This window comes from Streptomyces sp. NPDC028298 (assembly GCF_055565895.1).
Map to the genome: position 1 here is coordinate 296,637 of NZ_JBVHTL010000003.1, position 18,288 is coordinate 314,924.

Consider the following 18,288-nt stretch of genomic DNA (forward strand, 5'->3'; position numbering starts at 1 on the left):
GCAAGACGACCTCGGACACGCGACGCAGGACACGCGATGCCGGGCGGAAGGTGCCGGGCAGCGGTGCCGGACATCGGGCGGTCGGTCAGGGCATGCCCCGGCCGGCCGGGGCGCAAGCGAGCGCAGGGGTGTACACGGGGGAGCGTGCGGGGGTGCGTCGCAGGTGGGAGGCGGTCGGAGAAACTAATTTACAGATAAAACACCTGCTAAGGTTGTGGAATGAGCAGTGCGACCCCTCCCCGTCCATCGCCCGCCCGCCGGCTCCCGCTGGCCGGCGCGCTGCGTCTCGGCAGGCCCTCGGACATCTGGTTCAAGCCCGCCCTGAGCGTCGTCGTCGCGGTCGCCCCGCCGAACCTCACCCTGCTGGCACTCGGCCGGCTGGACCTGGCGATGTACACCATGGCCGGGTCGCTCTGCGCGCTCTACGCCCACAGCCGTCCCTACGCCGCCCGGGCCCGGGCCCTCGCCTGGGTGGTGGCCGGGATGCTCGGCGGACTGGGCGTCGCGCTCGTCACGGCCTCGCTCACGACGAACGCCGTCGTGCTGGTCACCGTCGGCGCGCTGCTGGCCGCCACGCAGAAGATCCTGTGCGACGCCACGCGCATCGGCCCGCCGGGCCATGTCGTCCTCGCCTTCATCTCCTCGGCGTCCCTGTTCGTGCCGCAGAGCCTCGGCCAGGTGCCGGGCCACCTCGCACTGGGCGCGGCGGCGGGGGCCTGGGCCTGGATCGTCGGCATGGCACCCGGGCTCGTACGCCCGCACGGCCCGGAACGGCGCGCCACCGCGCACGCGCTGAACGCCGCGGCCGTGTCCGTCGACGCCCCCGACGACCCCCGTGCCCGCGCCGCCGCGGCCGCCGCCGTCCACGCCGCCTGGCAGTCACTGCTGTCCACCGGAGCCCGCAGCGAACCCCGGCGCGCTCTCGAACGGCTCGTCGTACGGGCCGAGGTCGCGCTCGCCGCACCCGCCGACACGGATCCCGGACGGCTGCGCGGCTGGGCCCGCGCACTCTCCGGCACCGGACCCGTCCCGTGCCCCGACGGGCTCGGGGACGCCGCGGACGAGCTTCTCGGCGTCGAGGCCGCCCTCGCCTTCGGGGAACCGCGCCTGCTCGCCCGGCTCGGCCCGCTCGCCCCCGTCGCCCTGCGCACCGCGCTCGGCTGCGCCCTCGCCGGATACGTCTCACTCGCGTTCGGTGTCGGCCGCCCCTACTGGGCCCTGGTCACCGCCGCCTCCCTCTACCAGGCCAACGTCACCCTTACCTGGAGCCGTGGAGTCCAGCGCGTGACAGGCAACCTCGTCGGCGTCGCCGTCTTCGCCGTCCTCGTCCCGCTCGCCCACGTCGGCCAGGCGGCCCTCGTCCTGTGCTGCCTCGCCCTGAATTTCGGCGCCGAGGCGCTGATCGGCCGCAACTACTGGCTCGGCAGTGTCTGCGTGACCCCCATGGCCCTGCTCATCACCGAGTTCGCGCACACCCAGCGGCCCGGCGAGCTGATGACCGACCGGGTCCTGGACACCCTCGTCGGAGCGGTCGTCGGGTTCCTCGCGGCCGTCGCCGTGACCAACCGGCGGGCCGGTGACCGGATCGAGGAGGCGCTCTCCGCCGTGGGGCGGGCCCAGGAACACGCCGCCGCACTGCTCGCCGAGGAGCGGCCCGAGCCCGGCGCCCTGGAATCGGCCCGCCGCGGACTGTCCGCCGCCGTCGTCCACCTGCGCTCCGTCGCGGACGCCGCCGCGGGCGAATGGTGGAAGCACGCCCTGCCGGAGGAGCGGGTGATGCGGGCCGAGCAGGCCGGACACCGTACGCTCGCCGCGACGGTACGACGCCAGGGACTGCACTGCTGGGAGGGCGCACAGGCATGACGACAGCGGACGGGCGGAGAGCGGCGGAGGGCGACCCGGCCCGGGGCGGCGATCCGGCGACGGACGGTGATCCGGCGACGGACCGTGAGCCGGCGTCGCACGGGGAGCCTTCCGTCGGCAGCCCCGCCGAGCGGTCCCCCGGCGCCTCCGTCGCCGGTGACACCGTGGCGGCCGTCGTGCGGCAGTGGGAGAACGTGCGGCCCGACCTCGACACCGGGCCCATGGAGGTCATCGGGCGGGTCAACCGCTGTGCCGCACTCCTCCAGCAGGCCGAGGACGCGCCCCTGCGCCGGGCCGGGCTCACCCGCCCAGAGTTCGACGTGCTCGGGACGCTGCGCCGCACCGGGCACGAGCTGACCCCCAGCGACATCGCCCGCGAGACCTTCTCCTCGGGCGCGGCCGTGACCAAGCGGCTCAAGCAGCTCACCGAACGCGGTCTCGTCGAGCGGCGCGGCGACACCCGGGACCGGCGTGTCGCACACGTCCGGCTGACCGACGCCGGACGGGACCTCGTCGACGCCGTCCTCCCCGATCAACTCGCCTACGAGAGCGGTGTCCTGTCCGGCATCGACGAGGAGCGTCGGCGTGAACTGGCCGGACTCCTGGGCGAGTTGCTCGGGCAGCTCGAAGGCCGGCTGCGACTGCCCCGCGCCTGACCGGGCCGGGGCCGCAGAGCAGGCAGACCCCTCGGGTCGGGTCGGCCGCCTCGGGTCGGTCCCCTCGGGTCGGCCCTTCGGGCCTCCGCGTGGATTCCCCGGATCAGCCCTTCGCGCCGCCGTCCGCGTAGATCCCGAAGGCCGCGCCCTGTCTGTCCCGGGCGACGGCCAGGCGGCGGTGGCCGCCCGGCTGGGAGACGGGCTCCATCAGCAGGTGGCCGTCCGCCATGAGGACCGCGTTCGCCGTCTCGTCCACGTCCTCGACGGCGAAGTAGGGCAGCCAGTGCGAGGGGACCTCGTGCGCGAAGTTCTCGTCCATCGTGACCATGCCGCCGAAGTCGGCGCCGTCGATGCCCCACTGCGGGTAGTGCGGCGAGGGCTTCACGGTCCAGCCGAACACCGTCGTGTAGAACTCGGTCACCCGGTCCGGGGCCCGGGTCAGGAGTTCCACCCAGCCGAGCGAGCCGGGGGCGTTGAACAGACCCGCACCGGGAAAGGCCCGCGCCTGCCACATCTGGAACACGGCGCCGCCCGGGTCGAAGGCGACCGCGAAACGGCCCACGTCGAGCACGTCCATCGGAGCGAGGGCGAGGGTTCCGCCGGCGGCCTGCACGGCGGCAGCGGTCGCGTCCACGTCGGTGACGCCGAAGGACACGTTCCAGGCGACGGGCTGCGACTCCTGGTAGATCGGGGTCATCGCCGCGACGGCCGCGTCCCCCAGGTGGGCGACGGTGTACCCGCCCGCCTCCGGGCGCGGGTCCGTCTCGGGGCGCCAGCCGAACAGATCGGCGTAGAAGGCCTTGGCGCCCTCCAGATCGTCGGTGCCGAGCTCTGTCCAGCAGGGTCCGCCGGGCACGGGCCTGTCGAGCTTCATGACGTTCCTTCCGCAGCGAGTTCCCTCAGCACGCTAAGCCTGCCGTGGAGCACCGGCCATCGGGACACACCGGCCCGGGGGCCTCAGGGCCGGTGACGCAGGGGATGGTCGGCCGGGATCTCGACGATCACGATCTCGGTCCCGTCCGGGTCCGCGATCCACATCTCGATCAGCCCCCACGGCTCCCGCACGGGCCCGCGCACCACCTCGACACCGGCGGCCGTCAGCTCCTCGTGGGCCGCCGCGATGTCCGCGACCTGGAGCCAGAGCTTCAGCGCGGGGGAGGGTGGCGTCTCGGAGCGCCCGGCGACCTCCAGGAAACCGCCGCCGAGGAAGTACACGGTTCCGCGCTCGGGCCCGGTGCCGAACTCGCGGTACACGGCGAGGCCGAGCCGCTCACCGTAGAAGACGCGGGAACGCTCCGGATCGGTCGGGCGAAGGAGGGTCCGGCTGCTCAGTACATGCACCATGCCCCGGAGCCTAGGACCCGACAGGCCACGGGACCTGTCGGTCCGCTCCCGGGGGAGCGTTACGCTCGGGCGTGCCCTGCCGTGTCACCGATCGGAGAACCGCCGCCATGGAAACCGCCGCCGCCACCGGACTGACCTTCCGCGACGCCGTCGACAGCGATGTGGACGCGCTGGTCGCGCTGGTCGAGTCGGCGTACCGAGGTGACTCCAGCCGGGCCGGCTGGACCACGGAGGCGGACATCCTCGACGGTCAGCGGACGGACGCCGACGCGGTCCGCGCCATCGTCGAGGCACCCGACAGCCGGCTGCTGACCGTAGAGCGGGACGGCGCGCTCGTCGCCTGCTGCCAGCTCGAGCACCGCGGCGACCACGCCTACTTCGGCATGTTCGCGGTCAGCCCCGCGCTCCAGGGCGGCGGGCTCGGCAAGGTGATCATCGCGGAGGCGGAGCGGACGGTCCGCGAGGTGTGGGGCGCCACGGAGATGCACATGACCGTGATCTCCGTGCGCGAGGACCTCATCGCCTGGTACGAGCGGCGCGGATACCGCCGTACGGGCCGGATGACGCCCTTCCCGTACGGCGACGAGCGCTTCGGTGTCCCGCAGCGCGACGACCTGCGCTTCGAACTGCTGGTCAAGCCGCTCGTCTGAACCTGCTCGTCGGAACCCACCCGCCTGCACCCGCTCGCCTGAACCCACGCGTCCGAACCCACCCGCCTGCACCCACTCGTCCGACCTCGCTCGGCGGCCGAGCCCTCCCGGCCCGGACGGGGGCCGGGGCATCGACCACGGCCGCCGGTCGGGCCGCTCGGCGCGTCCCCGCCGAGCGGCCGTCGGACGGCCCGCGAACCTCGCGAACATCGCCTCGAACGGCGCGGGCCCGGCTTCGTCCGGCTACGCCGTGAAACGGCCCGTGCGCTTGATCTCGGGGTAGTCGGTCGTGGCGCCGTCGAGCTCCAGAGCGCGCACCAGCCGGAGGTGGTCCTGGGTGTTCACGACCCAGCCGATGATCTTCCGGTCGGCCTTGCGGGCGTGCTCGACGACCTCCAGGCTCAGCCTGCGGATGTTCAGGCAGACGGTCGCGGCACCGGCCTCGACGGCGCGGTCCACCACGTCGGTCCCGTAGCGGCTCGCGATCAGCGCGGTACGGACGCCCGGCACCAGCCGGGCGATCTCGGCGATCGCCTCGTCGTGGAACGACGACACCTCCACCCGTCCGACGAGGTCCTTGCGGTGCATCACCTCGGCGAGCGCCCTGGCCGCCGCCACGTCCTTGATCTCTGCCTGCAACGGCGTCCTGACCGCCTCCAGGACCTCCTCGAACACGGGGACGCGCTCGCCGTGGCCCGCGTCGAGCGTGCGCAGCTCCGCGAGCGTCTTGTCGGCGATCGGCCCCGTGCCGTCGGTCGTACGGTCCACTTCGGCGTCGTGCATGACGACGAGGGCGCCGTCCTTGCTCAGATGCAGATCGAGTTCGATGAGGTCGAGGCCCGCGTTCTGGGCGGCGATGAAGGAACGGAGGGTGTTCTCGGGCTCGACACCCATCACTCCGCGGTGACCGATGGTGAGGAAGTTCAAGATTCGACTCGCTTCCGTCGACGGCGGCTCGGCTCGCGCGTGGTTCCGACGGGCGGCCACGCGGCAGGCCGCAGCCTAATGGCCTGGCTGTGCTGTGTACCCGTTCCTACGCCGTGCAATGGGAGTGTCGGATTCACACGGCGCGGCGGGAGCGCCGGGACGGGCGCCGCACCGCGAGCACGGACGGGACCAGAGGCCCGGCGAACCCCACCATGACCGGGGCCCGGCGAACCTCACCATGACCGGGGCCCGGAGACCCTCGGCGTGACGAGGGCCACGCGTACACCACCAGTCTGCGGGAAGGGGCGCAAAGAGGTGGCCGGGGAAGCCGTGGCACGGGTCGCCGGGAGCGGCCAACGGGGTGTGTTCCACCGGCCGTTCGGCTGTCCGGAGGTTCCGGCCGACGCCCGTGCCGCCCGGGAAGCTGTGGCGCATGTCATCGCATGGACGGTGTCAGACAGGAAAAAGAGCGGTGAAGACGGGGGGTGCGCAGGATAATCTCCCGGCTTTCCTCTTGCGTAACGGAACCTCGCATACATACGGTGTCCATACGCGAGGTTTTCCTGTGGAGGATGGGACATGACGGAAGTTCTTGTGCAGGTGGGTTCGGAGGAGCGGGTTCCTCCCGTGGCCAGGGTGGTGGAGCACCCGGCGTGGCCCGTGCTCAAGGCTGCCGTGGAGCAGATTCGGCCCTGGCAGTCCGCTGACGGTTCCATCGACCTCCAGGCGGACGGCGCCCCCGCCGCCGCAGACGTCGAGGCGGTCGTGCGCCGGGTGGCCGAGGCGATAGACGCGCTCTCGCCGCTCGTGCCCCACGACGCCGCGTACCACGAGGCGCTCGTCAAGGACCTGCGCCGCTGGGCCGACGGCGGCTTCGAGGTGCCCGACTTCCTGGACTCGCTGCTGGCCTTCCAGCCCGCCGCGAACCGCGAGGACGGCCTCCAGCACCTGGTCGTCTTCCCGATGTACACCCAGAACGGCAACCTGGACCGCAACTTCGAAGCGGTCGTGCTGCGCATGGTGTGGCCCGAGTGGCTGGCCGAGCTGGAGCGCACCCGCTACGACAACCCGCTGTTCTGCGGCATCACGTTCGAGGACTTCACCGCCGGGTACGACACCAACTCGGCCGTCCTCTTCCCGGAGACCATCGCCGTGCGCGAGGCGCCGGAACGATTCTCCTGGGGTGGCATCTTCTGCGACCGCGAGGCCGCCCGCTTCCGCGCCGTCACCGAGGCCGCCGTGGACACCCTGGGCCTCGAACTGCCCGAGGACATCGCCGCCATGGTCCACGACCAGGAGCGCTGCGAGAAGGCCTTCGTGCTCTGGGACATGGTCCACGACCGCACCCACAGCCATGGCGACCTGCCGTTCGACCCCTTCATGATCAAGCAGCGCCAGCCGTTCTGGATGTACGGCCTGGAGGAGCTGCGCTGCGACCTCACCGCCTTCAAGGAGGCCGTGAAGCTGGAGGCCGAGGGCAACGAGCACGGCCGTGACGTGCAGTACGCCGTCCTCTTCGACCGTATGTTCCGCTTCCCGCTCACCGGCGACCGCGTGCGCAACTACGACGGTCTGGGCGGCCAGCTCCTCTTCGCCTACCTGCACAAGCACGACGTCGTCCGCTGGACCGACAACAAGCTGCACATCGACTGGCAGCGCGCCCCGCAGGTCACCAACCAGCTCTGCTCCGAGATCGAGGAGCTCTACCGAGCCGGCATCGACCGCCCCAAGCTCGTCCACTGGTTCAAGGCGTACGAGCTCGTCTCCACCTACCTCGCCCCGCACCCCGGCTCCCGCTGGGCCAAGGGTCCCGACGCCCTCGACCTGTCCCTGCCGCCGCGCAAGCTCGTCGACGACGTGCTTCCGGACGAGTTTCCCCTGAGCATGTTCTATGAGGCGCTCTCCAAGAAGCTGAAGAACGTGATCGCCTCCACCAAGGGCATCACCGCGGCCGGCTCCGAGCGGGTCGCCGCGTGACCGACCGCGGTAGCGAGAACATTGCTCAGGAGGCGAAGACCATGGGGAACGGGGCTCTCAGCGGTGCGGTGATCGCGGTGGCGGGCGCGGGTGGACCCGCCGGCCGGGCGGCGCTGCTCAGGCTGGCCGAAGCCGGCGCGACCGTCATCGGCGCGGACAACGACGCGGAGCGGCTGGCGGAGGCCGTCGACGCGGCCCGCTACGCGCACGGCGGCTCCACGGTCGTCGGCGACACCGTCGACCTGCTGGACCTCCAGTCCACGCGTGACTGGTCCGCGCGCATCCAGAAGGACTTCGGCCGGGTGGACGGGCTCGTCCACCTCGTCGGCGGCTGGCGCGGCAGCGAGACCTTCACCAAGACGGTCCTCGACGACTGGGACCTGCTCGAACTCCTGCTGATCCGCACGGTGCAGCACACCACGCTGGCCTTCCACGAGGCGCTGCAGGCCAGCGAGCGCGGCCGGTACGTCCTGATCAGCGCCGCGGGCGCGAGCAACCCCACCGCGGGCAACGCCGCCTACTCCGCGGCCAAGGCCGCCGCCGAGGCCTGGACCCTGGCCATGGCGGACTACTTCCGCAAGGCCGGCATCGCCGAGGGCGCCGACGGCGCGACCTCCGCCGCTGCCATCCTGGTCGTGAAGGCGTTGGTGCACGACGCGATGCGCGCCGAGCGACCGAACGCGAAGTTCGCGGGCTTCACGGACGTCACGGAACTGGCCGAGTCCATCGTCGGCGTCTGGGACAAGCCCGCCGCCGAAGTGAACGGAAAGCGCCTGTGGCTGACCGAGAAGCCGTGAACCCTCCGAAGACCGACGCCCGCCGTCATCACGACCCGGCCGTCCGCGGCTTCGCCAGCGACAACTACGCGGGGGCCCACCCCGAGGTGCTCGCCGCCCTGGCCCTGGCCAACGGCGGGCACCAGGTCGCCTACGGCGAGGACGCGTACACGGACAACCTCCAGACGATCATCCGCAGTCACTTCGGTGCCGGCGCGGAGGCCTTCCCGGTCTTCAACGGCACCGGCGCGAACGTGGTCGCGCTCCAGGCGGTCACCGACCGCTGGGGCGCGGTGATCTGCGCGGAGAGCGCGCACATCAACGTCGACGAGGGCGGCGCCCCCGAGCGCATGGGCGGCCTCAAGCTGCTCACGGTGCCCACGCCGGACGGCAAGCTCACGCCCGAACTGATCGACCGGCAGGCGTTCGGCTGGGACGACGAGCACCGCGCGATGCCGCAGGTCGTCTCGATCACCCAGAACACCGAACTGGGCACGCTCTACACGCCCGAGGAGATCCGCGCGATCTGCGACCACGCCCACGCGCACGGCATGAAGGTGCACCTGGACGGGTCCCGGATATCCAACGCGGCCGCCTCCCTGGACGTCCCGATGCGGACGTTCACCAACGCGGTCGGCGTGGACATCCTGTCCCTGGGCGGCACCAAGAACGGGGCGCTGTTCGGTGAGGCGGTCGTCGTCCTCAACCAGGACGCCGTCAGCCACATGAAGCACCTGCGCAAGCTGTCGATGCAGCTCGCCTCCAAGATGCGTTTCGTGTCGGTGCAGTTGGAGGCGCTGCTGGCCAAGGATCTGTGGCTGCACAACGCCCGGCACGCCAACGAGATGGCCCAGCGCCTGGCCGAGGGCGTCCGCGCCGTGCACGGAGTGGAGATCCTCTACCCGGTCCAGGCCAACGCGGTCTTCGCGCGGCTCCCGCACGACGTCAGCCTGCGACTCCAGAAGCGCTTCCGCTTCTACTTCTGGGACGAGGCGGCGGGCGACGTCCGCTGGATGTGCGCCTTCGACACCACCGAGGACGACGTCGACGGGTTCGTCGCCGCGCTCAAGGAGGAGATGGCCCAGCAGTAGCGGGGCCAGCACCGAACAGAGTGCATAGATATGCGACCATCCGAAAAGTCATTGACTCTCGGGTGGTCGCATTCCTATGCTCTACGGGCATGGAGCTGATCCAGGAGACAAGCGACCTGTCCGCTTATCTGGCCGCCGACGAGGTGGTCGACCATCACCATCCACTCGTCCGCGAGACGGCCGCACGGCTCGCCAAGGGATCCGTCGACTCGTATGCCTATGCGCGGTCGGCGTTCGAGTTCGTTCGGGACACCATCCCGCACTCGATCGATTCCGGTGACCCGAGGGTCACCTGGCGTGCCTCCGACGTCCTGGAGCAGCGCACCGGCATCTGTCACGCCAAGGCCCACGCGCTCGCCGCGCTCCTGCGGGCCGAGGACATCCCCACCGCGTTCTGCTACCAGAGGTTCGAGGTGCTGCACGGGCTCGTGGCCGTACGCCTCGACGGCGCCTGGCACCGGCAGGACCCGCGGGGCAACAAGCCCGGGGTCGACGCCCATTTCTCGCTCGACGGCGAACGGCTCGCCTTTGCGCCCGACCCGGACCTCGGCGAGCAGGACTATCCGGGGCTGTACGCCGCACCGCACCCGGCCGTCATCGGCGCCATGAAAGCGGCCCCGGGCCGGGCGTCCCTGCTCAGGACGCTTCCCCTCGCGCTGTGAGGCGGGGAAGCGTCCCTCACGGCCGGAGGGGGAGGGGTCAGCGGGCCTCGGCCGCGCGCACCTCTTCGGGGGTCGGCGCGGTGCCGCCGAGGTGGGCCGGCATCCACCAGGTGTCATCCGGACCCTTGGGGCGTACGGGATAGGCGCGCTGGGCCGATTCGAGCAGCTCCTGGACCCGCTCGCGCAGCCGCCGCGTGATGGCGCCCGCGTACTGGTCCTTCGGGGCCTCCACCGGCTCGCCGACCCGGATGGTGATCGGGGTGTGGCTGCGCTTGAAGTTGCGCGGGTGGCCCTTGGTCCACAGCCGCTGCGTGCCCCACAGAGCCATGGGGATGAGCGGTACGCCGGCCTCCTGGGCCATGCGCGCTGCACCGGACTTGAAGCTCTTCAGGGTGAACGACTGCGAGATGGTCGCCTCGGGGAAGACGCCGACGATCTCACCGGAACGCAGCGACTCCAGCGCGTGCTGGTACGCCGTCTCGCCCTGGGCGCGGTCCACCGGGATGTGCTTCATGCCCCGCATCAGCGGACCGGAGATCTTGTGGCGGAAGACCGACTCCTTCGCCATGAAGCGCACCAGGCGCTTCTGCGGCAGAGCGGCCAGACCGTCGAAGATGAAGTCCAGGTAGCTGATGTGGTTGCTGACCAGCACGGCACCGCCCGAGCGCGGAATGTTCTCCGATCCCTGGCAGTCGATCTTGAGGTCCCACGCCTTGAACAGTGTCTGGGCGAGGCCGACGACGGGACGGTAGACAAGCTCTGCCATGGACGGGGTGGACCCTTCTCTCTGCCTGGGAAGGGGTCTCCCGGCGGGAAAGTTACGCTGCCGTAGGTTTACGGCAATGCGCAGATCGTGCCCGAAGAACGGACGGGTGGCCAGTCCTGGTGCCGGGTAGCGGCGAGATCCTCGTCACGTCGCCCCTTGATCCACCTCGGGGTTTTAACACGCCTTTACTTTGCGCGTACCGTCACACGCCGTACGAGCAGGTACATCTCACATCCGAGGCAGTACCCGAACGCCGCATTGAGAAACGCCGCCGCGAGGGCGCACGCGGTGGCCGCCGACCCGAGCCACCCCGGCCCCACGGTCCAGCCGATCAGACCCACCACCGCGAAGCCGAGCCCGACCGCCTGCGCGAACCGCGGCGGCTCCGGCGCCTCGAACTCGCTCGGCGGGCCGAGCCGCGGCCGTACGGCCTTCCTGAAGACCCAGCCGTACGGCGAGCGCGTCACGCCGCCCGCCGCGCCCAGCGCGAACGCCAGCGTCTGCCACGCCAGCAGCCAGACGCTCCCGGTGATCAGCGTGACCGCCAGCACGACCGCCGTCACCGCCGCGCCGAACCGCGGCCCTCTCGCATCGATGTCCATGAATCAAGCATTCCGCACGAACGACGCCTCCCGGCCCCGGGAATCTTTGCGGTCTCGTGAATGCTTGTGCATGTGATGAGCGGACTTGTGGTGTGCGTGGTGGTGCTCGCGGCGGCGAGCGTCTTCGGAGTGCTGCACCGGCGGCGGAGCGGGAGGGTGCGGGTGAGCGGGCGCGACGGAGGAAAGCGGCTCGGCGCGGCGGAGCTGGGGCAGGCCCTCGGGGAACGGGCCACGCTCCTGCAGTTCTCCAGCGCCTTCTGCGCCCCCTGCCGGGCCACCCGGCGGGTGCTGGGCGAGGTGGCCGGCATGGTCCCCGGCGTGTCGCACGTGGAGATCGACGCCGAGGACCACCTGGACCTCGTACGCGATCTCGGCATCCTCAAGACACCCACGGTGCTCGTGCTCGACGCCGACGGACTGATCGTGCGGCGCGCGGCGGGGCAGCCGCGCAAGGCGGACGTCATCGCGGCGCTCGGCGAGGCCGTCTGACCGGTGGCGATCATGGTGAGGCATCTCCCACATGCGCGTACGCCCTTGACTGCGCCCGCCGCCTCTCGTCAGCCTGACCGTATGTCACCGCACAGCCTTCTCCCCGAGCTCGCCGACACGGACCCGCCCCGCACCGCGGGCGCGCGCGGTCCGGGCTGTTGACCGGCCAAGGACCGTCTCCCGCCCCCGGTTCCGCCCGAGCGGCGCGAACCTCACGCCGGCACTCGCAGAAGGACAGCTCCATGACGGCCACGCCCGGCCTCGGCACCCCACGGCCCGCATCACCCGATCTGCTGCGATCGGTGTTCCGGCGTCACGCGGCCGGTGTGGCCGTGATCACCGCCTCGGGTGCCCGCGGTCCCGTCGGCTTCACCGCCACCTCGCTCACCTCGGTCTCGGCCGAGCCCCCGGTCGTCTCCTTCGGCATCGGCACCGGCGCGTCGAGCTGGCCCGCGATATCCGAGGCCGGGCACGTCGGCGTCCACGTGCTCGGCGAACACCAGCGGGAGCTGGCCGCCACCTTCGCCCGCAGCGGCGCCGACCGGTTCGGCGCGCCCACCCGTTGGCGTAAGGGGCCCGAGGAAGTTCCCGTACTGGACGGCGTCCTGGCCTGGCTGGTGTGCCGTGTCGTGGTGCGGGTGCCCGCCGGCGACCATCGGATCGTCCTGGCGGAGGTCGTGCTGGGCGATCACTCGGGCGCGGGCAGCCCCCTGCTGTACCACCAGGGGCGGTTCAACGGCCTGCGTGACTGAACCCGCAGGCCGGGGGCAGTGGGTTTGCTACTCACCGGTTCTACTCGCCGGTTACGCAGCGTTGCGAAGGTCACAGTCCAAAGCGCTTGCTTAGTGTGCGCCCACTGGGTGTACTGGTGAGTAATATTTCGTTCGGAGCGCGGGCCGCCCCGACCGGGATCGGCCGCTTCAGGCGCCTATGCTGCCTGAAAGAAGGCAGCCCAGAAATGACGATGCAGTAGGAGAGCCGGCGTGAGCTTGAGGATCGTTGTCACTGTGAAGTACGTGCCCGACGCCACTGGCGACCGGCACTTCGCCGATGACCTGACCGTCGACCGTGACGACGTGGACGGCCTGCTGTCCGAACTCGACGAGTACGCCGTCGAACAGGCGCTGCAGATCGCCGAGGACGCGGACGACGCCGAGATCACCGTGCTGACCGTCGGCCCCGAGGACGCCAAGGACGCGCTGCGCAAGGCGCTGTCCATGGGTGCCGACAAGGCCATCCACGTCGAGGACGACGACCTGCACGGCACCGACGCCGTCGGCACCTCGCTGGTGCTGGCCAAGGCGATCGAGAAGGCCGGCTTCGACCTGGTCGTCTCCGGCATGGCCTCCACCGACGGCACCGCGGGCATCGTCCCGGCGCTGCTGGCCGAGCGCCTCGGTGTCCCGCAGGTCACCCTGCTCTCCGAGGTCTCCGTCGAGGACGGCGTGGTCAAGGGCCGCCGTGACGGCGACACCGCCTCCGAGCAGCTCGAGGCCTCCCTCCCCGCGGTCGTGTCGGTCACCGACCAGTCGGGCGAGGCGCGTTACCCGTCGTTCAAGGGCATCATGGCCGCCAAGAAGAAGCCGGTGGAGTCCTGGGACCTGTCCGACCTCGACATCGAGGCGGACGAGGTCGGTCTCGAGGGTGCGTGGACCAAGGTCGACACCGCCACCGAGCGTCCGGCGCGCACCGCCGGCACGATCGTCAAGGACGAGGGCGAGGGCGGCAAGCAGCTCGCTGAGTTCCTCGCGGGCCAGAAGTTCATCTAGTCGCCGAGGGTCCGGGGCGTGCCCCCGGACCGTCGCCGCGGCCCACCCCGCTTACCGCCCCTCAGACTTCGCAATCCGCAGGAGAGCATTCCCATGGCTGAAGTTCTCGTCTACGTCGACCACGTGGACGGTGCCGTCCGCAAGCCCACCCTCGAACTGCTGACGCTGGCCCGCCGCATCGGCGAGCCCGTCGCCGTCGCCCTCGGCTCCGGTGCCGAGAACACCGCCGCCGCGCTCGCCGAGCACGGTGCGGTGAAGGTCCTCACGCACGACGCCGCCGAGTACGCCGACTACCTTGTCGTGCCGAAGGTGGACGCGCTCCAGGCCGCGTACGAGGCCGTCTCCCCGGCCGCGGTGCTCGTCCCGTCCTCCGCCGAGGGCAAGGAGATCGCGGCCCGCCTCGCGGTCCGCATCGGCTCGGGCATCATCACCGACGCCACCGACCTGGAGGCCGGTGACGAGGGTCCGGTGGCCACGCAGTCCGCGTTCGCCGCCTCCTTCACCACCAAGTCCCGTGTCTCCAAGGGCACCCCGGTCATCACGGTCAAGCCGAACTCGGCCGCCGTGGAGGCCGCCCCGGCCGCCGGCGCCGTCGAGGCCCTCGCGGTCACCTTCTCCGACAAGGCCACCGGCACCAAGGTCACCGCCCGCACCCCGCGCGAGTCGACCGGCCGTCCCGAGCTGACCGAGGCCGCGATCGTCGTCTCCGGCGGCCGTGGCGTCAACGGCGCCGAGAACTTCTCGGTCATCGAGAACCTCGCCGACTCGCTCGGTGCCGCCGTGGGCGCCTCGCGTGCCGCGGTCGACGCCGGCTGGTACCCGCACACCAACCAGGTCGGCCAGACCGGCAAGTCGGTGTCGCCCCAGCTCTACATCGCCTCCGGCATCTCCGGCGCCATCCAGCACCGCGCCGGCATGCAGACCTCGAAGACGATCGTCGCGATCAACAAGGACGCCGAGGCGCCGATCTTCGACCTGGTCGACTACGGAGTGGTCGGCGACCTCTTCGACGTCGTCCCGCAGCTCACCGAGGAGATCAAGTCCCGCAAGGGCTGATCCCCAAGCGCTGAGGAAGGCCCCCGCGACCGCACCGGTCGCGGGGGCCTTCGTCCGTCCCGGGGCGGCGAAGCTCGTCATCCCAGGGTCAGTGAGGCCCGTACGGGCAGATGGTCGCTCGGGAACTGGCCGTGCAGCGAGAAGGTGTCGATCGACGCCCGGGCCACCTCGGTGCCGGGGCCGGCCAGGATCCAGTCGATGCGGTCGCCGTCCGGCGTCAGCGGGGCGTAGCCGTGGAAGGTCGCGTAGAGCGGGCTCCGCGAGGCGGCCGTGTCCCAGGTGTCCGTGAGTCCGGCGCCCAGCAGGATGTCGTAGACCTCGTTCCGGTGCGCCGGCGCGTTGAAGTCCCCGGTGACCAGGCACGGCAGGGACGGATCGAACCGCGCGATCCGTTCGGCGACGAGCGCGGCGGCCCGTACGCGCGCGTACTGGCTCGCGTGGTCCAGGTGGGTGTTGAGAACGTGGAACTGCCGCCCGCCGTCCCGCAGATCGCGGAAGCGCACCCAGGTGGCGATGCGGGGGAGCGCGGCGCCCCAGGTGTTCGAGGCGATCACCCGGGGGGTGTCGGAGAGCCAGAACGTGTCGTGTGCCAGCGGGGCCAGGCGCCGGGTGTCGTAATAGATCGCCACGGACTCGTCGCCGCTTCCGCCCTCCCTGCCGGTGCCGATCCACTTGTAGTGCGGCGCGAGGTCGGCCTCGATGTCGAGGAGTTGCTGGTAGAGGCCCTCCTGGGTGCCGATGACATGGGGCGACGTACGGCGCAGGAGTTCACGCATCACCGGACGGCGCACCGGCCAGCTGTTCGGCTCGACGTCGCTCGCGAAGCGCAGGTTGTAGGTCATGACGTCGAGACGGGGGCGGGGGCCGGGCCGCCGGGTGGCGGAGGCCCGGGCCTGGGTGAGCAGCGGCAGGACGACCGCGGCGGCCACCGCGTTTCTCAGCCCGGTGCGCCGGGTCACTCTCCTGGAGTCGGGCACGTGTGCTCCTTCGCTCGCGAGTCGGGACGGGGCGCGCACCACCGGAGGGGAACAAGGAACCGGGAAAGTCTGCCCCGGGAGACCGGGACGGGAGTGAACGCGGCGGGGCCGGGGCGTGTCCCGTGGTCCACGAGGGTGTTGACCCGCGGGAAGCCCGCCGGATAACTTCATTCAACAGATTGTTGATTCCGTACTGCGGAAAGCAGGAGGCTGTCGGATGGGTAAGGGTCAGCAGGACACGGTGACGACGAGCCTGTCGGGGGCCGTCACCGAAGCGATCGGCGCCTCCCTCGCCCCGGTCGACGCCGAACTGGAACGCCGCTATCCAGGAGACCCCGGCACCCGCCAGCCCGTCCATACCGTGTACGTCCCCGGCGACGCCTTCGCCGCCGACACCGTCCGCTCCTGGGGCGACCGTGCCCTCGCCGCCCTCGACGAACACGCCCCCGACGCCGCCTCCTTCGCCGCCGTCCTCGGCCTCGCCGACGAACTCGCCGGACCCGTGTACGACCGCGTCCGGGCCAAGCTGGAACGCGAACCCGTCGAAGACCTGCGCGTCGACTTCGAGGACGGCTACGGCAGCCGCCCGGACGCCGAGGAGGACGCCACGGCGGCCCGCGCGGCCCGGATCGTCGCCGAGGCGTACGAGAACGGCACCGCGGCCCCGTACATGGGCATCCGCATGAAATGCATGGAAGCCGCGGTCCGCGACCGGGGCATCCGCACCCTCGACATCTTCCTGACGGGCCTGATGGAGGCCGGCGGCCTGCCCCACGGGCTCGTCCTCACCCTGCCCAAGGTGACGTACGCGCGGCAGGTCACCGCGATGGTCAGGCTCCTGGAGGAGTTCGAGAAGGCCCGCGGCCTGGAACCCGGCCGGATCGGCTTCGAGATCCAGATCGAGACCAGCCAGGCCATCCTCGCCACCGACGGCACGGCCACCGTCGCCCGGATGATCCAGGCCGCCGAGGGCCGCGCCACCGGACTGCACTACGGCACCTTCGACTACAGCGCCTGCCTCGGCGTCTCCGCCGCCCACCAGTCCAGCGACCACCCCGCCGCCGACCACGCCAAGGCGATCATGCAGGTCGCCGCCGCCGGCACCGGCGTACGCCTCTCGGACGGCTCCACCAACGTCCTGCCCGTCGGCCCCACCGAGAAGGTCCACGACGCCTGGCGCCTGCACTACGGCCTCACCCGCCGCGCCCTGGCCCGCGCCTACTACCAGGGCTGGGACATGCACCCCGCCCACATCCCGACCCGCTACGCCGCCGTCTTCGCCTTCTACCGCGAAGGCTTCCGACAGGCCGCCGCCCGCCTCTCCCGCTACGCGGGCCACGCCCCCGGCGACGTCCTGGACGAACCCGCCACGGCCAAGGCCCTCAGCGGCTACCTCCTCCGAGGCCTGGACTGCGGCGCCCTGGACCCGGGCGAGGTCGCCCGGGAGTCGGGCCTGACCCGCCCCGAACTGGAGGGCTTCGCGGGTCCGCGACGGGGGGATCTGACGGGGGCGGGGCGGTAGCGGCGCCGCCCTCGCTCAGTGAGCCGGAGGCAGTTCGCCCGAGCCGCGGGTGATCAGGCGGGTCGGGAGTTCGATGCGTTCGGGGGCGATGAGGTTGCCGTCGAGCTGGCGGAAGAGGCGTTCGGCGGCCGTGCGGCCCAGGGCCGCGGCGTCCTGGGCGACGACGGTGACGCCGGGCTCCAGGAGGTCGGCGAGCTCGATGTCGTCGAAGCCGACCAGGGCGACCGGGCGGCCGCGCTCGGCGATGACACGGACGACGGTCACGGTGACACGGTTGTTGCCCGCGAAGACCGCCGTGACCGGGGAGGGGCCCGACAGCATGTCCTCGGCCGCCTTGCGCACCCGCTGCGGGTCGGTGACGCCGAGGGACATCCAGTCGTCCTCGACCGGTATCCCCGCGTCCTCCATCGCCGCCCGGTAGCCGCGCAGTCGCTCGGCCGCGGTGTGGATGCGCGGCATGTCGCCGATGAAGCCGATCCGGCGGTGGCCGTGGGCGATCAGGTGGGCGACACCGTCCCGGGCGCCGCCGAAGCTGTCCGACAGTACGACGTCGGCGTCGATCCGCCCCGCCGGGCGGTCCACGAAGACCGTGGCGACGCCCGCCTTTATCTCCGGCTCCAGATAGCGGTGGTCGTCGCCGGCCGGGATCACGACCAGCCCGTCCACCCGGCGCGCGCACAGCGCGAGGACCAGCTCCTGCTCCCGCTCCGGGTCCTCCGCGCTGGACCCGTTGATCAGCAGCGCCCCGTGCGCCCGCGCCACCTCCTCGACCGCGCGGCTCAGCGGACCGTAGAACGGGTCCGCCAGATCCTCCAGAACCAGCCCGATGCTCGCCGTACGGCCCTTGCGCAGCACCCGGGCGCTGTCGTTGCGGCGGAAGCCCAGCGCCTCGATGGCCTCCTGGACGCGCCGCTCCGTGTCCGGGGTGACCCCCGGCTCACTGTTGACCACGCGGGAGACCGTCTTCAGACCGACTCCCGCACGCGCCGCCACGTCCTTCATCGTCGGGCGGTTGCCGTAGCGGTTCTCGGATCGGCGGGCGGTCTCGGCCACGATGTGCTGTCCTGTCCTGTCGTCCACGGGGATGCGTAGGTCCATGGGGTTGTATGAGGATGTGGCGTCGAGCATAGAGCCTGGACAACGTTGTCAGATGCGGGAGAC

The 18,288-nt window shown here is 71.5% G+C and carries 19 protein-coding genes; 12 read left to right on the top strand and 7 right to left on the bottom strand.

What is annotated here, in order from left to right; genetic code table 11:
• Positions 1 to 219: 219 nt before the first annotated feature.
• A complete protein-coding gene (locus ACZ4TO_RS16505; protein ID WP_468024505.1) occupies positions 220 to 1,863 on the top strand; it encodes an FUSC family protein in 1,644 nt (547 codons plus the stop codon).
• Entirely contained in the window at positions 1,860 to 2,519 is a 660-nt protein-coding gene (locus ACZ4TO_RS16510; RefSeq protein WP_468024506.1) for a MarR family winged helix-turn-helix transcriptional regulator, read from the top strand. Before ACZ4TO_RS16505 ends, ACZ4TO_RS16510 begins: the two co-directional genes overlap by 4 nt.
• Positions 2,520 to 2,622: 103 nt before the next feature.
• Here the strand turns inward: ACZ4TO_RS16510 and ACZ4TO_RS16515 are convergent, their stop codons facing one another.
• Entirely contained in the window at positions 2,623 to 3,393 is a 771-nt protein-coding gene (locus ACZ4TO_RS16515) for a VOC family protein (protein ID WP_468024507.1), read from the bottom strand.
• Positions 3,394 to 3,476: 83 nt separating this feature from the next.
• The gene (locus ACZ4TO_RS16520; RefSeq protein WP_382786746.1) at positions 3,477 to 3,863 is read right to left on the bottom strand and encodes a VOC family protein; all 387 of its coding nucleotides are present in this window, start codon (positions 3,861 to 3,863) and stop codon (positions 3,477 to 3,479) included.
• 107 nt (positions 3,864 to 3,970) lie between these two features.
• On the opposite strand from ACZ4TO_RS16520, the gene ACZ4TO_RS16525 reads away from it, so the two are divergent.
• Complete coding sequence (locus ACZ4TO_RS16525; protein WP_382786743.1) at positions 3,971 to 4,513, top strand: GNAT family N-acetyltransferase; 543 nt, start codon at positions 3,971 to 3,973, stop codon at positions 4,511 to 4,513.
• Between the two features lie 243 nt (positions 4,514 to 4,756).
• Here the strand turns inward: ACZ4TO_RS16525 and ACZ4TO_RS16530 are convergent, their stop codons facing one another.
• Entirely contained in the window at positions 4,757 to 5,440 is a 684-nt protein-coding gene (locus ACZ4TO_RS16530; RefSeq protein WP_382786740.1) for a glycerophosphodiester phosphodiesterase, read from the bottom strand.
• A gap of 579 nt (positions 5,441 to 6,019) precedes the next feature.
• Here ACZ4TO_RS16530 and ACZ4TO_RS16535 point away from each other — a divergent pair.
• The 4 genes from ACZ4TO_RS16535 to ACZ4TO_RS16550 all read left to right on the top strand — a co-directional run bounded on the left by ACZ4TO_RS16535 (position 6,020) and on the right by ACZ4TO_RS16550 (position 9,946).
• A complete protein-coding gene (locus tag ACZ4TO_RS16535; protein ID WP_382786737.1) occupies positions 6,020 to 7,417 on the top strand; it encodes a DUF6421 family protein in 1,398 nt (465 codons plus the stop codon).
• Positions 7,418 to 7,458: 41 nt separating this feature from the next.
• The gene (locus ACZ4TO_RS16540) at positions 7,459 to 8,214 is read left to right on the top strand and encodes an SDR family NAD(P)-dependent oxidoreductase (RefSeq protein ID WP_382786734.1); all 756 of its coding nucleotides are present in this window, start codon (positions 7,459 to 7,461) and stop codon (positions 8,212 to 8,214) included.
• Entirely contained in the window at positions 8,211 to 9,284 is a 1,074-nt protein-coding gene (locus tag ACZ4TO_RS16545) for a threonine aldolase family protein (protein ID WP_468024508.1), read from the top strand. The genes ACZ4TO_RS16540 and ACZ4TO_RS16545 overlap by 4 nt, the downstream gene beginning before the upstream one ends.
• A gap of 89 nt (positions 9,285 to 9,373) precedes the next feature.
• The gene (locus ACZ4TO_RS16550; protein WP_468024509.1) at positions 9,374 to 9,946 is read left to right on the top strand and encodes a transglutaminase domain-containing protein; all 573 of its coding nucleotides are present in this window, start codon (positions 9,374 to 9,376) and stop codon (positions 9,944 to 9,946) included.
• A 37-nt stretch (positions 9,947 to 9,983) separates the two neighbouring features.
• Here ACZ4TO_RS16550 and ACZ4TO_RS16555 read toward each other — a convergent pair whose 3' ends face one another.
• Positions 9,984 to 10,712 carry a lysophospholipid acyltransferase family protein gene (locus tag ACZ4TO_RS16555; protein ID WP_382786727.1) on the bottom strand — a complete coding sequence of 243 codons (729 nt, stop codon included), beginning with the start codon at positions 10,710 to 10,712 and terminating at the stop codon, positions 9,984 to 9,986.
• Positions 10,713 to 10,897: 185 nt separating this feature from the next.
• On the bottom strand, positions 10,898 to 11,314 hold the full coding sequence (locus ACZ4TO_RS16560; protein ID WP_382786724.1) for a DUF4395 domain-containing protein: 417 nt from the start codon (positions 11,312 to 11,314) through the stop codon (positions 10,898 to 10,900).
• 75 nt (positions 11,315 to 11,389) lie between these two features.
• Here ACZ4TO_RS16560 and ACZ4TO_RS16565 point away from each other — a divergent pair, with 75 nt between their 5' ends.
• The 4 genes from ACZ4TO_RS16565 (at position 11,390) to ACZ4TO_RS16580 (ending at position 14,628) form a co-directional block, all read left to right on the top strand.
• Positions 11,390 to 11,803, top strand: coding sequence for a TlpA family protein disulfide reductase (locus tag ACZ4TO_RS16565; RefSeq protein WP_385039656.1), 414 nt, complete (start codon positions 11,390 to 11,392; stop codon positions 11,801 to 11,803).
• 242 nt (positions 11,804 to 12,045) lie between these two features.
• Complete coding sequence (locus tag ACZ4TO_RS16570) at positions 12,046 to 12,555, top strand: flavin reductase family protein (protein WP_468024510.1); 510 nt, start codon at positions 12,046 to 12,048, stop codon at positions 12,553 to 12,555.
• Between the two features lie 231 nt (positions 12,556 to 12,786).
• On the top strand, positions 12,787 to 13,572 hold the full coding sequence (locus ACZ4TO_RS16575; protein ID WP_361680902.1) for an electron transfer flavoprotein subunit beta/FixA family protein: 786 nt from the start codon (positions 12,787 to 12,789) through the stop codon (positions 13,570 to 13,572).
• 93 nt (positions 13,573 to 13,665) lie between these two features.
• A complete protein-coding gene (locus ACZ4TO_RS16580; protein ID WP_361680899.1) occupies positions 13,666 to 14,628 on the top strand; it encodes an electron transfer flavoprotein subunit alpha/FixB family protein in 963 nt (320 codons plus the stop codon).
• Positions 14,629 to 14,705: 77 nt separating this feature from the next.
• Here ACZ4TO_RS16580 and ACZ4TO_RS16585 read toward each other — a convergent pair whose 3' ends face one another.
• Positions 14,706 to 15,605, bottom strand: coding sequence for an endonuclease/exonuclease/phosphatase family protein (locus ACZ4TO_RS16585; RefSeq protein WP_385039650.1), 900 nt, complete (start codon positions 15,603 to 15,605; stop codon positions 14,706 to 14,708).
• A 217-nt stretch (positions 15,606 to 15,822) separates the two neighbouring features.
• Between ACZ4TO_RS16585 and ACZ4TO_RS16590 the strand changes: the two genes are divergently transcribed.
• Positions 15,823 to 17,127 (top strand): DUF6986 family protein, encoded by a 1,305-nt coding sequence (locus tag ACZ4TO_RS16590; protein ID WP_468024511.1) that lies wholly within the window; start codon positions 15,823 to 15,825, stop codon positions 17,125 to 17,127.
• Positions 17,128 to 17,142: 15 nt separating this feature from the next.
• Here the strand turns inward: ACZ4TO_RS16590 and ACZ4TO_RS16595 are convergent, their stop codons facing one another.
• Positions 17,143 to 18,225 (bottom strand): LacI family DNA-binding transcriptional regulator, encoded by a 1,083-nt coding sequence (locus tag ACZ4TO_RS16595; RefSeq protein ID WP_385039644.1) that lies wholly within the window; start codon positions 18,223 to 18,225, stop codon positions 17,143 to 17,145.
• Between the last annotated feature and the right edge of the window lie 63 nt (positions 18,226 to 18,288).